The organism is Rhodococcus sp. KB6, assembly GCF_001445685.1.
GTDB classification, from domain to species: Bacteria; Actinomycetota; Actinomycetes; order Mycobacteriales; family Mycobacteriaceae; genus Rhodococcus_F; species Rhodococcus_F qingshengii.
In genome coordinates this window covers 1-15045 of the sequence record NZ_LNAK01000019.1, presented here as the reverse complement: position 1 = coordinate 15045, position 15045 = coordinate 1, and the positions used below count along the sequence as shown (strand labels likewise).

Here is a 15045-nt window from a genome sequence, read left to right as displayed (position 1 = left end):
CGCGTCGGGGGGCCAAGGATGATTCTGTCTCCGGCTGGCTTCGCGACGTCAGACCGACCTGGCAGTCGATTGGGCATCAGAGGTGATGCCCCAGCACGCCGGGCGCGACTAGTGGGTGCGTCTTGCAGATGGGTCCGTAGTTGCGGTCCTCCTCCGGATCCCTGATGCGTTCGGATCTCACGCGGGGTATGTCACGGCGGGGCCGGCGACTCGGATGCCGACGCGGTCTCCGGGGGTGAGAGCGGTGGCACCGAAACGGCGGACCGTGACTCGTTCGGCGTCTGTTCCGCTTGCGGTGTCCAGGCGGATGCCGAGCAGCATCTCGGATCCAAGGTATTCGATGTCGACCACCGTCCCGGATATGCCTGCGCCGTCCGGGGTGAGTTCGATCTGTTCCGGCCGCACCATGATGCGGGCGTCGCCGTGAATGCCATTCGGCGACACAGCGATATCACCGAGCGCAGAGTGGGCGGTGCCGTCCACGACCTGTGCAGACAGAACGACGGCGTCACCGATGAACTGCGCGGTGGGGACATCGATGGGGGTGGAATAGATTTCGCGTGGGGTACCGATCTGCGCGAGGCGTCCGGCGCTCATGACCGCCACACGATCAGCGAACGAGAGAGCCTCGGACTGATCATGGGTGACGAGGATGGTGGTGATTCCGGCCTTTGCCAGGACATCGGCGACGATCCGCCGGGTAGTGGCCCGCAAGCCGGCGTCGAGCGCGGAGAACGGCTCGTCCAGCAGCATCAGTTCCGGTTCGCGGGCCAGTGCCCGCGCGAGCGCCACGCGCTGTTGCTGCCCGCCGGAGAGCTGGTCGGGTCGCCGGCTCGCGTAGGAGGCATCGAGCGACACCATCTCGAGCAGTTCGGCGACCTTCGACGCGGTCCGGTCACGGCGGGGCAGCCCGAACCCGACATTGGCGCCAACAGTGGTGTGCGGGAACAGCGCTCCGTCCTGGGCGACGTATCCCACCGACCGTCGGTGCGCGGGCGTCCACTTTCCACCTGCGACGATACGGCCGGCAAGGGCGATGGTGCCGGCGTCCGGTTTCTCGAACCCGGCGATCAGGCGGAGCAACGTGGTCTTCCCGCAGCCCGACGGCCCGACAATAGCGGTAGTGGATCCGGCCTCGACGTCGAACGCGATCTGGTGGAGGACTGCCGCGGAGCCGAACCTCTTGTCGAGCCCTGCCACTTCGAGTGCGTTGGTCATAGTCCGGCTACCTTTTTCGACTGGGTGAAGAGTACGTAAGTCATGGGCAGCGACAGCACGATCATGATCAGCGCGTACGGTGCTGCGCCGGCGTAGTCGATCTCACTGCTCAGCGACCAGAATTGCATGGACAGGGTGCGGGTGCCGGTCGGCGCCAGCAGCAGGGTGGCGGTCAGCTCGTTCACGATCCCCAAGAACACCAGCGCTCCGCCCGCCGCCGTGGCGGGGGCTGCCAGCGGCAGCGTCACCCGGAAAAATGCTGACAGTGGCGAGACACCGAGCGACTGCGCGGCTTCCTCCAGGCCGATGGGCGCTTGCGCGAACCCCGCTCGCAGGTTCACCAGCGCGCGCGGCAAGAACAGCAGTGCGTAGGCCGCGATGACAACGGTGACCGTTTGGTAGAGCGGATGTAGATAATGGATGGAGACGGTCACGAACGCCAGCGCCACCACGATGCCGGGCAGTGAGCTCGAAATGTACGTGCAGCCTTCCAAGAACCGGCTGAATCGCCCGCGGTGGCGAATCGAAATCCACGCGATCGGAAATGCGAGAACACACGTCACCACGGCGCCGGCGATGCCGAAGCCGACGGTCTGGACCAGCGCGGAGCCGACAGTATCGAGCTTCCAGACCGCCGCCCCGCCGATGACCAGCCAGCGTAGGACACTGATCACCGGGACACCGACGGACAGTACGATCAGCACTCCGAGGAAGAGCAGGACGGCCAGCGAATTCCCCCAGCGGAGTTCGGCGGGCACGGCACGCCTGGCGGCTCCGGCGCCGATGCGGGCGTACCGCGCACTGCCCCGGACCACAGATTCGATCACCAGCAGAGTGAGGCAGAGCAACACCAGGACACCAGCGAGCATTGTGGCCGCAGCTCCGTTGAACGTCGACTGGTATTGCTCGAAAATCGCGGTGGTGAACGTATCGAACCGGATGAAGACGAACGCACCGTACTCGGCGAGCAGGTGCAACGAGACCAGCAGCGCTCCTCCAGCGATGGCCAGCCGCAGCTGAGGCACCACGACGCGGAAGAACACTGCCCACGGCCCGGCACCGAGCGCGCGCGCCGATTCCTCCACGGCCGGATCCAGCCGCCGAAGTGTCGCGGCCGTGGGGATGTACACGAGAGGGAAGTACGACAGGGTCGCGATGAGGACACCCCCGTGCAAACCGCCCAGGGAGGGAACCGTGGTCACCCACGAGTAACTGTTCACGAACGCGGGAACGGCCAGGGGCGCCGCGAGCAGGACCGCCCAGACCTTCGCCCCGAACACCCGGGTGCGTTCGACGAGCCAGGCGGCGATTACGCCGATCACGATGCAGATCGGCACCGTGACCACGACCAGCATCACCGTGTTGGTCAGCAATTCCCGGACCCGAGGTCGAAACAGCAGCGCCGAGGCGGTATCCCAACCCGTGTCGAAGCTTTCGACGATCACGTACCCGAGCGGGATGATCGATGCGGCCACAACGATGAGCGCGGCAACCGCCAAGGGGAGCGGCATCGGCGTTCGGGCGGTCGGGGGACGCACTGTGTTTGCGTGCCCCGACCGCCTCCGACCGATCAGTGCGAGATTCAGAGCAGGCCGGCTTCGGTCATGAGCTCGGTGACCTGCGGGCTGTTGAGCTTCGCAGGGTCGACCTGTGGAGCCTGGAGTTCGGCGAGGGGAACGAGCTTCGGGTTCGCTGCCACGCCGCTGCCCACCGTGTATTCGAACGATGTCCCGGTCTGCAGGACCTCCTGACCCTTATGGCCGGTGACGAACTCGAGGAACTGTTGCGCCGCATCCTGCTTTGAGCTTGACTTCAGGACGCCGCCACCGGAGACGCTGACGAATGCACCGGGGTCCTCGTTCTTGAAGTAGTGGAGTGCGACGTTGTTGCTGTTCTCACCGGTCTTGGCCTGATCGCCGAACCAGTAGTAGTGGTAAATGAGACCACCGGGGATTTCCCCGGCGTTGACAGCCTTCATCACCGTGCTGTTGCCCTTGTAGGTGCGGACGTTGTCCTTCATTCCTGCCAGCCACTGCCGGGTGGCGTCCTCGCCCTTGAGTTCGAGCAGCGCACTGACGATCGCCTGGAAGTCTGCACCCGAGGGCGAAGCGGCCCACCGGTCCTTCCACGCGGGATCCTGCAGTTCGAGCAGCGACTTCGGCAGCTGATCCTGATTCAACATGTCCTTGTTGTAGGCGAAGACGGTGGAACGGGCTGCGATACCGGTCCACTTACCGCTCGACGGCCGGTACTGGCTGGGCACCTGATCGAGGACGTTCTGGTTCACGTCGGCGAACAACCCGGCATTCTCGACAAGTGTCATAGCGGGCGAGTTCTCGGTGAGAAACACATCTGCCGGCGAGCGGTCGCCTTCGGCGACGAGCTGGTTGCCGAGCTCGGTATCGCTGCCGTTACGAAGTTCTACTTCGATTCCGGACTCCGCGGTGAAAGCATCGGCCCATTCCTGCGTCAATGACTCGTGCTGCGCGTTGTACACGGTGATTTTCGTGGCCGCGCCAGGGTCCGTCCCGCCGTCCGAACCGGAATTCGAGCACCCCGAAATCGTCAGCACCGCTGCGGTGGCCAGTGCGACCCCCGACATCAGTCCGATTCGTATCCTCATCGATTGTCCTTCTTTACCGCAGCGGGACCTTTTCCAGCCGTCTTCAGGGGAATGATGGTACATACAGGATTGGCAAACCTAATGATCCGTGTCGCCGCTTGCTGAGTAGCGGCGGTGGCGGGTGGCGGGTCCACTGGGTGAGAGAGGGGATGTCCTGATGCGGCACCGGTGGAGCGAGGCGACGACGAAACCGGTACCCCTCTGGTCTATTGCAGCAACGGCGGATTGGTTGCAGAGGAACGGGTTCAGGCCGATCGCGGGTATGTGTCCCGAGCGCAGCGTGCGGTTGTCGCGGCGAAATGCTCGCTTCTGTCTCCCTGGCTCTGGGTTCAGGCCATGCGCGAAGGAAGCGAGTCGGGTTCGAAGGACAGTGACGCTGGCCGCTTCAGTTCGATGTCAGTGAGTAACGGTTTTCTGCATATGCTCGTGCATGTCGGTTCCGGCGAAGGCGAGCAGCACGCCGAGTACAACCGCAAACGTGAGCACTGCCGCCGAGGTGATTCGAGGGTGTTTCCGAGCCAGCGCCCCGCAGGCGAAAAGCAGACCGACCAGGGCCGCCCACATGGCATGAACGTGGTCGCTGAGTGAGCCGTCGACGACTGATGTGCGTTCTGGTGGCGTATCGGTGGGCAGGTCTTGCATCAGAAATTCGAGTTCGTGGCGAAACCGACTCGCGTACAGCAGCTGTGAGCGTTCGTCCACCTCGGTGAGGGTGAGCATGCCGGCAGAAGCGGCGGCATGGAGGGCGGCGGCCGTCCGCTCGCGGTCGGCGTCCGAAGCTCGAATTCCGGGTGCGATAGGTGCGGACTGTAGGTCGGTGGTTCCCATGAAGTCTCCTGTGGTTGGCCGTGATCTGCACGCCACAGTGACCCGCCGCTGCTGAAGAAACACTGAAAGCGATCGCCAGCTCGAAGATGGTATTCGGTTTCGGCCGAATTCAGCGCAGTGCGTGAGGTACTCGAATCACGGCGGGGAGACGGATGTGAGTGGCTCACGTGATTCACACATAAGTTTCCAGCAGAAGCGCACCTCCGCCAGACGGTTGACCTCTCCCCTGAACGCCGCGAGCTGGTGTCGGTTACATGCCGACCGATCGGCGGGATTTGGACTGACGACAGACCAGCTCGTCACGGACGATCTGCAATCGGAGCTCCTCGCACCGACCCAATTCGTTCTGGCTCTCAAGCCTGTTCAGCTCCGCGACCAGCTCCGTATCGGTCATGGCGCGCCGTACGTCCTTCATTTGAGATGCCTCTCGATCCGCAATCTTCTCGTCTCGGCATACCCCCGACCAGTCGACCGGTAATCAGGGAGGGGGCCGGCCAGGGATGCACCCTCATCGACCAAATCACCCTGGCCAGCCCCTTGAGCGGTGAGGATACAGGCGCTGAGTGACGATAAGGGTGTCGAACGTGGGCTTGCCGCTCGAAAGATGAGCGGCAGTCGGACGACGCCGGCTTCGGTGGCCGATTCCCTGTCGCCGGGGAGGCTCAGTCCTTGGTCGGGCGGTCCCAGATCGCGTGGTGGACAGCTGGCCAGAACTCGAACCCCGCAGTTGCGAGGCCGCCGACGCCGATGACGCCTATCGCGGCGTCGACGCTGATGCGTCCCTCGTTGGCCCAGTACACATCTTGCAGATCGAGAAGCAACGCCAGCTCATCGACGATCAATGCGGATCCGGCGCCGTAAGCAATTGCGGCCGCGGGATGGCGACGGTGCCGTTCAGTGCCGCGCAACGCGACGGCCCCGAGGCCGGTGAGCATGCCGATCCCGATGTTGTAATGGTGGAAATGTTTGCCGCCGATACTCATTCCCCCACCGCTGGGACCGTGCCCGGCCCTGATCCAGTGAGTCAGCACACGCACGCTACCGAAGGTCACGGTGAACGCGGTCCACGCCCACACCGCAGAGCGTTCGCCCGGGTCGAGGTTGTTCTCCCACGCTTCCCGAATCTTTGTCCACCGTCGGCTCGAGAACCGCGGTGAACCGTCCGGTAACGACACATCGCGAGATGCGTTCTCGGGTGTCGGATCGTGCGGGTCGGCCACATCGCCCATAGTGGCACTGGAATCGGTGAGTGCGCGGCAGTTTGCCTGGATGCGGTTCTGACAACGATTTACGCTCGACAGATGGCGGGTGACCGTCGCTGCTGCCGTCAGCCTGCTCGACGAGCTAGACCCTACCGATCGCCCATCGCGTTTGATGCGGCCTGCACGCGATCGTGAAACGCGACGCTCAGTCCGTGACCTTGAAATGGCGGACTTCCGCGAGCGGCTCGCGCAGCAGCATCACATCATCGTCCGTGACAATTCCGAGTCGGGAATCGTCCGCGCTCTACTGCGCGCTGGGGTGGAGTCACTCCGTGAGAAGGCACTCGAGGCCGGCTACGCCGTGCTTGCCAAGGATCAGGCAGATGGGTTGGGTGAGCAGAGCGCGCGCCGCAATCGCTACGCCGAGCGTGTCGATCAGGCTTACGGCGAATGACGGTCGCGCTTCGCGGGCAGATCTACTGGTTCGACATGGGGCATGGAGAGAAGCCGTGGGTGGTGGTGTCAAACAATGTCCGCAATCGGACCCTGAACACGGTCCTCGCTGCGCGGGTGACCACAACGCCGAAGCCCGGTGTTCCAACGACCGTTTCCCTCGGGGCCGCTGATCCTCTGGTCGGTTCGATCCTGGCGGATGACCTCATCCAGCTCTTCGACGACGAGATCGCCGCGAGCAGGCCCGCGGGAGCGCTCTCACCCGCGACTGGGGTCAAACTGAACAAAGCGCTCGCAATTGCGCTCGGGCTGCCCTGACGAATTCACTGAACGACTGTGGCCCCGACCGCTGGAACCCCAGCGGTCGATCGGGTGGGCCAACGATGCTGCGCGTCTGACCCTGACAGTTCGGATGCGCACCGCCCGCCGAAGTCGCGTTCACCCGCAGCGTTGGCGGGGTTTTCTGAGACAGCGCGTTCCCTGACACACAACCCGCAGATTCCGGCAGGGCCACCTTTGTGAAACTCTCAGCTTCCCTTCAGATTCCGCCCTCTATAGTTCGTCCTCGCACCGCCATCCCGACATGGCAGCGCTATCGCTCGCTGCGAAGGTGTCCGACACCGACCAGTGAGCCACCCCGTCTGCGTACGTCCCCGGACTTCAGTACGCAGAGGCCCGCCAGGCATGACACCTAACCCCAGCCTGGCGGGCCATTCGGCAGACGAAATCCGCTGAACAGCGCGAGAAGTTCCGCCTCGCACTGAAACTCGAATCCCCGTTCAGCGTTCTTTCAGGAACCGACACATAGGGTCGGCAGTGGTTCGTCGAGCTAACTGAGGGTGAGCCACTGGCAGATGACGCCCCGACTTCTCGAGGTCGGGGCGTCATCGGATTCTCATGTTGGGGACTGCTGGTTCAGAGGTACAGGGGCTTTGCGGCGGAACGGTTTCGGGGGTGCTGCATCGGGCACCCACTGATCGGTGGTCGACCCCCGGCAGGTGGGTCGCCTGATCTGCGCATCGGAAGAATGCAACGGCTCACCGACGACGTCTCGCAGTCGGCTCGTCGGTGAGCCCCAGTAGGGAAATTCGCGCCGCACGTATAGGTGTGCGACGTCGACGAGCAAAACTTTTTCGTGTCGTGCACCATGTTTGGCCGTGAGTCGAGCTGGATATCTTGTCGTTGGCGCACTAGATCTTCAGGCGGAGTCTGGCGCGCGGCCCGCCTCCTAGATGTCGCTCCCTGGGACGCGGGCCTCCCCCGAGGGCGGGCCCGTTTGTCCTTCGATGGGTGAGGCACCGTGTCATGTGCTTGGCGCGGTTGCGTTCGATCGCCCCCGACTCTCCACCTTTCCAGGGCGGGGTTTCGATCTTTCGCTTCCGGATTCGGATCGACGAATCGACCGCGAATGGGCTCGGAAGTGGTGCGTGGAGGTGTCTTTCGACGTAGCATGGCCGATGCGTGTTCAACCTCAACGGGGCAGAATGCGCGACGGGTCACCGAATTTTTTCCTCCCCAAGAGTCTGATTCGGTGGACCGCCAACACTGCGCGCCCACCTTGGTCGGTTACGGCGCGCACGGTCCACTGGGAACTGCCACACAGAAATCGGTGGGCCACTGTGACTGCGTGCCGGTCTCCCCAGACTTCGGCACGCACGGGCCCGCCGGGTTGGATGCGAATCCCGGCTCGGTGGGTCACATGAGTTTGGGTGCCGTCTCATTGGTCTGCTGCGGCGCGCAGGACCGCCGGCATGCGCAGTAAGCTCACGTCGGCGGTCCACCCACACTTCAGTGGCATTGATGGAAGACTCCGAATAGCGACTCATCGAAGCGCGAGTTCGCCGCGCTGGCGAGCCTTCCGGCTGTTCACTCGCCGGGGCGGGCCCTTCACTTGATTGGGGGATGTGTGCCCCGTTCGGGAACTTTTCCGATGGGTACGGGGGGCTGGGTTTGAAGGACCATCGCGCGTTCAGCAGCGGCGCGGACTTGTACTTGTACTTCTTACCCCGCTGGTGGGGCGCTCTCGCGAATCGACGTGGACAGGCAGATCGGTGTTGTTCGCGGTGTCTGTGGGCGGCGTCAGTTCTCTTCAGTGGACGGCAAGCCGGTGGAGCGGGTACGTGTGGGTAGTGTGTTGAGTTCGCCGCGGCCGGTGGTGTCCTCGGTCGGCTGGTGTTGCCCGAGGCTGTCGCGTAAGGAGTCGTAGATTGCCAGGCCCTGCCCGACGAGTCCGGTGGCGATCTCGCCGAGTCCGTCGGCGCCGTTGAGGACGGTCAGGTTTGCCCCTGACAATCCTTGGGCGGCCTGTTTGACGATCTCGGGGAGCTGGTCGATCAACAGGCGATCGAGGGCGACACGGTTGTGTGAGGCTGCCGCTTCGGCCTGGATCTTCATCTTCTCGGCCTCGGCCAGCGCCAGGATCCGCACTCGCTCTGCCTCTGCCTCTGCGGGCTTGACCACCTCGGAAACCAACTCTTGTTGCCGGAGCTCGGCGGCCCTCTGTGCCAGCTCGGTCTGCATTGCGAGCACTTCCCGTTGTGCTTGTGCCTGCGCTAATGGTCCTGCCTGCGCTGCTTCGGCCTGCGCCTTGTCGACTTCGGCTTTGTATTGGGCCTGCACGATCGCAGTCTGGCGGGCGTACTGGGCCTGATTCCGTTGCGATTCCTGCTCGGCCTCGGCGGCAGCCTGATTCGCTTTTGCCTGGGCGATCTGCGCTTGCTGTTGGATTGCAGCGTTGTGTGGTGCGGACATCGCGCGGATATAGCCGAGGGAGCCGTCGTCGATGGACTGGATTTGTAGTGCGTCGACGCTCAACCCGATCTTGACCATCTCTTCCTTCGAGCCGTCGAGGACTTCGGTCGCGAGTTTTTGACGTTCCTTGATGATCTGCTCCACGGTCATCGATCCGATGATCGATCGTAGGTGGCCGGCGAAGATTCGGCCGGTGAGCACCGACATCTGATCCTGGTCGGAGAGGAAGCGTTGACCTGCGCTGATGATGCTTTCGGTGTCATTGCCCACTTTGAACGCGATGACCGCCCGTACGTTGAGGCTGATCCCTTGTTGGGTGACGCATGTTTCCTCCACCTCTGCCTCGCACATCGCCAGCGTGAGAAACCGGACTTTGCGAAAGAGCGGCATGATGTAAGCGCCGTGTCCGGTGACCACACGGAACGGTGCCTCACCTTTGCTTCTGCCTCCAGAGATCAGCATTGCTTCATCTGGTGCAGGCACTCTGTAGCCGAACATGTTTTGGCTCCTCAGGTCGTATTAATTGCGGATCGCGCGTCACATTTTGAGTCCGGGCCAGGGTTCGACCTGGACGGTCCGCGCGCCGCGGATGTCGATCACCAACACCTCGGTGCCCTTCGGCAACGGCTCGTCCGACCACGCCAGGTATGCCTCTTTCGACCCTCGCACGGCCAGTAAAACCTCCCCGGCGCCGGCAGATCCGCGGGTCGCCACCATCAACGAACCGAGGCAGCCGATCACCGAAAAATCATCCATGCCATGCATAATCCTCCGTATGAGCCCGTCGCGCACTTGGCTGCGTCGGTACATCGAATAGGCCGCGAAAGTCCTGCGTTGTCTGGTGTGAGAATGCCCGCGTAGAGGTGCGTCGAACCTTTGCGCTGCCGAATTGGCTGGCCGCAGTTGCTCTCGCACGACTCCTGGTAGATCTGACCTGGAATGAGGACTCGGGCGAAATAGCACCTTCGGCATCGCTGTGAACCCGTTCGGTGAAAATGCGCTATGTCGTGAGGCCGCAGACGCGAATGAATTTCAGATATTTACCCGCTTACGGATGCTGCGGATACGACGTCCATGATCCGCTATCGGGTGGGTCGCTTACCTCGGTTACGAGGTATTCGACCAGTCACTGGTGAGAGAATTGGTGGCATGTACCAGAATCGTCCGGCGCGTGTCGACGGTGTACTTGCACTGTCAGCGGGCACCTTCTTTGGTGTGACTGCTGGTGTCACGAGTAGCAGCGTGTGGGAAGGAATTTCCACCGGTACTGCTATCGCGGCGGCTTTCATCCTGGCGCGTCTGCTCATCCGAGGCTGACTCGCTCTATCGTTCGCCGCTCTCGGGAATCGACGATGGCGACTGTAAGCGACGCGAGTTCTCGATGGGGGTGGTTGGTCTCACGGTGAACGACGCTGAAGGCAATGATGCACTCGAATGCCGCGTATTCGATCTGTGAAATCGGTTCCGTGGCAACCGAGCACTCCCATTGTCGTCGTGAGCAGTGCTGTGCAGGTTGAGCAAGGTTTGAAGGATGGACTTGCGTTTCCGTGGGTGTCTGCCGTGGTGTGGAGCTGTCGACAGTCATTGCCTGGAGTTTCGATGAGAGCCGGGAACGATCGGTGGGTGTCGGCTTGTCCGGGCGCCGTTCGAGTTAAACCATGTGAACGTACCGACAGCGTTGATTCCCAATGCAATCGGGAGTAGAAATATCCGACTCCGACGAGTCCGCGAGCTGAACAAGCAGGCCGAGGCCGCGACCACTGTCCGGCGCGAGTTTCGTTGATCCTCGTCGAGCCTTACAACGCCACACGGCGTCGTAGTCTTCGGTCCCGGCGCAGTGGTAGATCCGAGACGGTATCGAGCTCAGCTCGACGGTTTCGTCGACGCCGGATTTGTGGTGATGGCACCCGCAGACCAACGATTCGATCCACATCACGCACCAACTGCAAGAACGTGTGTCGAGTCTGAAGACTGCGCTAGCGGACTATGGTCACGACCACCTAAGTTTGATCGCCGCCGGTCACTCTGTTGGAGGCTGGGCAGCTCTGTGCCTCGCAGGCGGCCAGCCGTGGACCCGCTATGGCCGAGCGATCATGGTACCGACAGAGGAACGCGTATCCCGGTTGGTTTTGTTCGCTCCACGGAGGCAAGTGGCTCGATGCCGTCCCGTCGAGCTCCGGCCGCTGTCGGCGCATGCAACGGGCAACCCGCTCTGCGGATGAAGTGGATCTCCCGTATGTTCTCCGGAGCCTGGTACGGGGTTGTGGATGCGTGGTCAATGATTTGGGTGTATTGATGTAAAGATGTTGGGTCTCATAGGTTTTCTCCTGGTTCTCTGGCTTGTTTTCGTGATCGTGGGATTGGTTGTGAAAGGTTTGTTCTGGCTCGCGATCATCGGGGTTGTTCTCCTCGTCGCTACGGCTGTGTGGGGCTGGATCAAACGCAACGCTTCCACCTGACGTAGTCTGCATCCGGTAAGTGGGACCCGTGCGTCACTCATGCGGTGGTGTGTGGTGGCGGCACGGATGCCGCTCTCGGGTCGGTGCACCCGTTGGGGGAGTCCACGAATCTTTCTCGGGTGGCGACGGGTGTCGGGTGCGGGTCGTTCGAGCATCGTGATCGTCGGGGTTTGGCTGCGTCGGATGCAGTTGGGCCGTGTTCGGTCACGACGACGGGTGCGGTGCTCATGGTCGGGTGGTGGGCGGGCCGGCGACGGACGAGATTGTGGCCGCATTCTTAATCCCGAGGGCGACCATGGTGCAACGAATCAGCAGATGTATTCCAGCGCAATTCAGAAGAACTGAGGACCAGATGACTCCCGATCAGACTCCAGCGGAGGAGTACCGCGAACTCGCTGGTCGCTTCACAGAAATCGTCGACGGTGTACCCGATCAGGCAGCCTGGAACAGGGCCGCCCCGGTCGAGGGTTGGACGGCCCGCGACGTTGTTCGTCACCTCGTCGAGTGGTTTCCGCCGTTCCTTCAGGAAGGTGCCGGCATCACTTTGCCTGCCGGTCCGGACGTCGATGACGATCCGGCAGCTGCGTGGCGCGTCTTCAACGACGGTGTCCAAGCCGTGCTCGATGATCCGACTGCCGGGGACAAAGTTTTCTCCCATCCGAACACCGGTCAGGCATCCTTACCTCAGGCTGTGGCGCAGTTCTTCACCGCCGACGTGTTCATGCACAGCTGGGACCTGGCGCGCGCTACCGGTCAGGACGAGACCCTCGACCCTGAACGCTGCGCCATGATGCTCGCGGGTATGGAGTCCTGGGATGAGGTGCTGCGTTCCAGCGGTCAGTACGGGCCACGGGTAGATGTGCCTGACGGCTCCGACGTTCAGACTCGATTTCTGGCTTTCATCGGACGCGACCCACGACCGTGAGGTAATCCAGCGACTGGGGAGGCTGGCCGTCCGGAGCATGTTGCGCTGCAACAGGTATCAGTATTCTCTGGCGCCAACGCCGAGGAACTCGATCCGGAGTGGGCTGAGCAGTACATGACGTCGACGATGCTAGCCGTACGAAAGCGGGATACTCTCACCCCAAGTGGTTCAAATGCTGTGCATCGCCATCGACGTATCCTGCACCCACCTGTACGCGCCCGGTGTTCGCAGACACGTCCGTGCTGCCCTCGACCTCGGAATTACGACCGAGGAAATCCTCGAGGTGCTGAAAATCGCTACCATTGTCGGGATCCATGCGATCAATGTCGGACTCCCCATCCTTCGGGAAGAGGCCGCTGCGGGACGTCCCGTCGGTCCGGTGAAGGAACGCTAGTGGTCACCGTATGAGATAGGTTCGATAACGACTACGGTGCAGTTAGTTCCCATTGAGCTGCGAGGAGGCACCTGCAGAGGGGAGCTATTCCTGGGGTGGCGGTGCATCTTTGGTGTATCGGCGGGGCCGGATGCGTGGATTGATTTCATTTATCGCAGCGGTGGCCACACCTTTGGGGCCACATACCTGGAGGATGGCTGCGGGTGGGGCCATTGTCCGCCGGTTGAAGTCTTGGTCCTGAGGCGAACCGATGATGACATCGAGTGCGCTCGAAGATATTTCGTCGTTGTGCGTCTTCGCGAAGGCTACAGCGGCATCCCCGACCAAACGCGTGTCAGGGACTAACAAGTCGAGGGCCGGAGCTGGTGGGCCGAAGGCGAGCGCTGTGTTCGGTGCGAGCGGGATGATTATGGCGTCCGCGTTCAGCACACCCAGGCGGCGCGTCGGCCGGAAGTGGAGAACGTGTGAGTATTCCTTGCCCCCAGCTTTCTTGGCCCGTGCAGCGCGCTGCCGCAGTTGCTTCTTCGTCAGGAAGCAGTCGGGATGGTGATCCTCGTTCGTGTCGTTGTGTTCGACTACGACGGGCTCATCGGAGATCCAGAGCAGTGGTTGGTCAAGTCGGACGAGCCTGGCAGGTCGCGAGTGAAGGCAATCCGCGACAGTCTCAGCGCGTTCTCCCATCGTTTGGATGTGGTCGTTTTGGTGGGTGACAAATTCCAGACCGGACAGAACGTCGTCGGGTATCCGTCCTTCTGAAACTGACTTGCCGTAGACGTCTGCAAGCTGCTCGATCTCCCTGCGGGAGCGAGGTCCTCGTACCAATTGGAAGCCGACGAAGAGGTCCAGGCTCCAGCGTTGCTCTGTAGTGAGCTCTGTGGAAGTGCGGCGCAACGGATTCAATAGCCACGCGATCGTGGCGGCGGCATCTGCCTCGACCTTCGACAAGAATTCCTCGTACGTCGAGTTCGATGATCCGTCGAGTGCAATGAAAGTGTAGAAGTCCTTGACCGCAACATCGGCGATTACCCGGGTGGAGTATTTCGAGTCCGCACGGATGAAGACCTGCAAGCGTCCCGCGGGATCAGCCCATCGGCGTAACCGTGTTCGATAGGAACTGCAGGATGTGCAAAGGATGTAAGGCGTCGACCCCGGCATGGTACGGCTGCTGTACGCGCAGAACGTCGGTCACGTTAGTCCCGTACCAGCTCTTACGTTTGCGAAGCCATTTGTCGAACCCCTCTTTCGTGGCATGAAGCGGAAATGCTACATCGCGAGGATTGTTCTTCTGAATGCGTTCGGGCGTAACTGACCACATCGCGTGGTCCATCGCTGCTCGAAGATTGTGGATGACATCGCCCATGAGCAGGGAAGCTCTGGTGTAATCGGGGACCTCGTCAATGATCCATTCGACCCAAACGGTTGGGGAGGTTCCATGCTTGTCGTTGCTTCTCCGAGTTACCTTGCGGTCGGCTATGAGTTGTTCTTCGAGAAGATCACGTAGCTCATCGCGAATCTCAAATGCGCGTTCGATCTTTTTGAGACCCGCCATGCTTGCGGGTTGTTGTGCCCTCGAAGTTTCTTCCTCAGTAGCCATAGAACGGCATCTTTCCATGGCAAGCGTGCATATCTCATTGGGAGGGACCTCGTCTGCGTCCTATCTTTGTGTGGTTGCTTGTTTCAGGTTGTGACGCGGGTGACGGCATGTCCCTGGGGTGGTTGTTGGGGGTGTGTGGGGCGCCGGCGTTTTTGGGTGCCGGCGGGGCCGGCGGGATGTTCGGGTTGGGTGGTGTGGGGGAGTGGTGCCGGGTCGTGCGGGGGTGTTGTAGGGCTCGTTTTTGAATGTTGTTGTGTGTCAGTGAGTTTCGGTATTCATTTGGTGTTCGGTTGCTTTCGCGGTTTGTGCACGGTGGCATTTTCGTCAACGCCGAATGTTGTTGTGGTGGTGCTGGTTTCGGTGTTTTGTGTTTTCGGGTTGTTTTGCGGTTTGGTGGGTGGGGGTGTATGATTGGAGCATGATGATGACGAGGCAGTGGACGCGAGACGGGGCGTTTTTCCTGACCCTCCCCCTCCTTCCCAGCCTCGTTCGGGTGTCGGGTACCGGTTCAGACGTTGCGATGAATTCGTTTGGCGAGAACCAAGATTCGGAATTCAGAGGAGCGAAGCGACTCGATCGACGGCAACGGCACTCGACC

Annotated in this window: 15 protein-coding genes; 6 read left to right on the top strand and 9 right to left on the bottom strand. The window is 61.9% G+C overall.

The features are described 5' to 3' along the window. Positions 1-177: 177 nt before the first annotated feature. The 5 genes from ASU23_RS03685 to ASU23_RS03665 form a co-directional block, all read right to left on the bottom strand. Entirely contained in the window at positions 178-1218 is a 1041-nt protein-coding gene (locus ASU23_RS03685; protein WP_058037276.1) for an ABC transporter ATP-binding protein, read from the bottom strand. Then, positions 1215-2729, bottom strand: a complete 1515-nt coding sequence (locus tag ASU23_RS03680; protein WP_058037275.1) for an iron ABC transporter permease — start codon at positions 2727-2729, stop codon at positions 1215-1217. The genes ASU23_RS03685 and ASU23_RS03680 overlap by 4 nt, the downstream gene beginning before the upstream one ends. A gap of 71 nt (positions 2730-2800) precedes the next feature. Then, positions 2801-3841, bottom strand: coding sequence for an iron ABC transporter substrate-binding protein (locus ASU23_RS03675; protein ID WP_058037274.1), 1041 nt, complete (start codon positions 3839-3841; stop codon positions 2801-2803). Positions 3842-4237: 396 nt separating this feature from the next. Then, positions 4238-4669, bottom strand: a complete 432-nt coding sequence (locus ASU23_RS03670; protein WP_058037273.1) for a DUF1707 domain-containing protein — start codon at positions 4667-4669, stop codon at positions 4238-4240. Positions 4670-5331: 662 nt separating this feature from the next. Then, positions 5332-5844: a hypothetical protein gene (locus tag ASU23_RS03665; protein ID WP_058037288.1), complete on the bottom strand. Its 513-nt coding sequence runs from the start codon at positions 5842-5844 to the stop codon at positions 5332-5334. Between the two features lie 133 nt (positions 5845-5977). Between ASU23_RS03665 and ASU23_RS03660 the strand changes: the two genes are divergently transcribed. Next, complete coding sequence (locus tag ASU23_RS03660; protein WP_058037272.1) at positions 5978-6325, top strand: hypothetical protein; 348 nt, start codon at positions 5978-5980, stop codon at positions 6323-6325. Then, positions 6322-6642 carry a type II toxin-antitoxin system PemK/MazF family toxin gene (locus tag ASU23_RS03655; RefSeq protein WP_058037271.1) on the top strand — a complete coding sequence of 107 codons (321 nt, stop codon included), beginning with the start codon at positions 6322-6324 and terminating at the stop codon, positions 6640-6642. The genes ASU23_RS03660 and ASU23_RS03655 overlap by 4 nt, the downstream gene beginning before the upstream one ends. 1761 nt (positions 6643-8403) lie before the next feature. Here the strand turns inward: ASU23_RS03655 and ASU23_RS03650 are convergent. Both ASU23_RS03650 and ASU23_RS03645 read right to left on the bottom strand, forming a co-directional pair. Next, entirely contained in the window at positions 8404-9573 is a 1170-nt protein-coding gene (locus tag ASU23_RS03650; protein ID WP_082661315.1) for a flotillin family protein, read from the bottom strand. A 39-nt stretch (positions 9574-9612) separates the two neighbouring features. Then, positions 9613-9831, bottom strand: coding sequence for a hypothetical protein (locus ASU23_RS03645; protein WP_058037287.1), 219 nt, complete (start codon positions 9829-9831; stop codon positions 9613-9615). A 393-nt stretch (positions 9832-10224) separates the two neighbouring features. Between ASU23_RS03645 and ASU23_RS33855 the strand changes: the two genes are divergently transcribed. From ASU23_RS33855 to ASU23_RS03625, 4 genes are all read left to right on the top strand, one after another. Next, positions 10225-10392: a hypothetical protein gene (locus tag ASU23_RS33855; protein ID WP_156423086.1), complete on the top strand. Its 168-nt coding sequence runs from the start codon at positions 10225-10227 to the stop codon at positions 10390-10392. Positions 10393-11378: 986 nt separating this feature from the next. Further along, positions 11379-11534, top strand: a complete 156-nt coding sequence (locus ASU23_RS33850) for a hypothetical protein (RefSeq protein WP_156423085.1) — start codon at positions 11379-11381, stop codon at positions 11532-11534. A gap of 352 nt (positions 11535-11886) precedes the next feature. Then, entirely contained in the window at positions 11887-12459 is a 573-nt protein-coding gene (locus tag ASU23_RS03630; protein WP_058037268.1) for a TIGR03086 family metal-binding protein, read from the top strand. Positions 12460-12631: 172 nt separating this feature from the next. Further along, positions 12632-12853 carry a carboxymuconolactone decarboxylase family protein gene (locus ASU23_RS03625; protein WP_253741175.1) on the top strand — a complete coding sequence of 74 codons (222 nt, stop codon included), beginning with the start codon at positions 12632-12634 and terminating at the stop codon, positions 12851-12853. 84 nt (positions 12854-12937) lie between these two features. Here the strand turns inward: ASU23_RS03625 and ASU23_RS03620 are convergent, their stop codons facing one another. Next, complete coding sequence (locus ASU23_RS03620) at positions 12938-13921, bottom strand: DUF4238 domain-containing protein (RefSeq protein ID WP_058037267.1); 984 nt, start codon at positions 13919-13921, stop codon at positions 12938-12940. A 13-nt stretch (positions 13922-13934) separates the two neighbouring features. After that, positions 13935-14447 (bottom strand): hypothetical protein, encoded by a 513-nt coding sequence (locus ASU23_RS03615; protein WP_156423084.1) that lies wholly within the window; start codon positions 14445-14447, stop codon positions 13935-13937. Positions 14448-15045 lie beyond the last annotated feature (598 nt).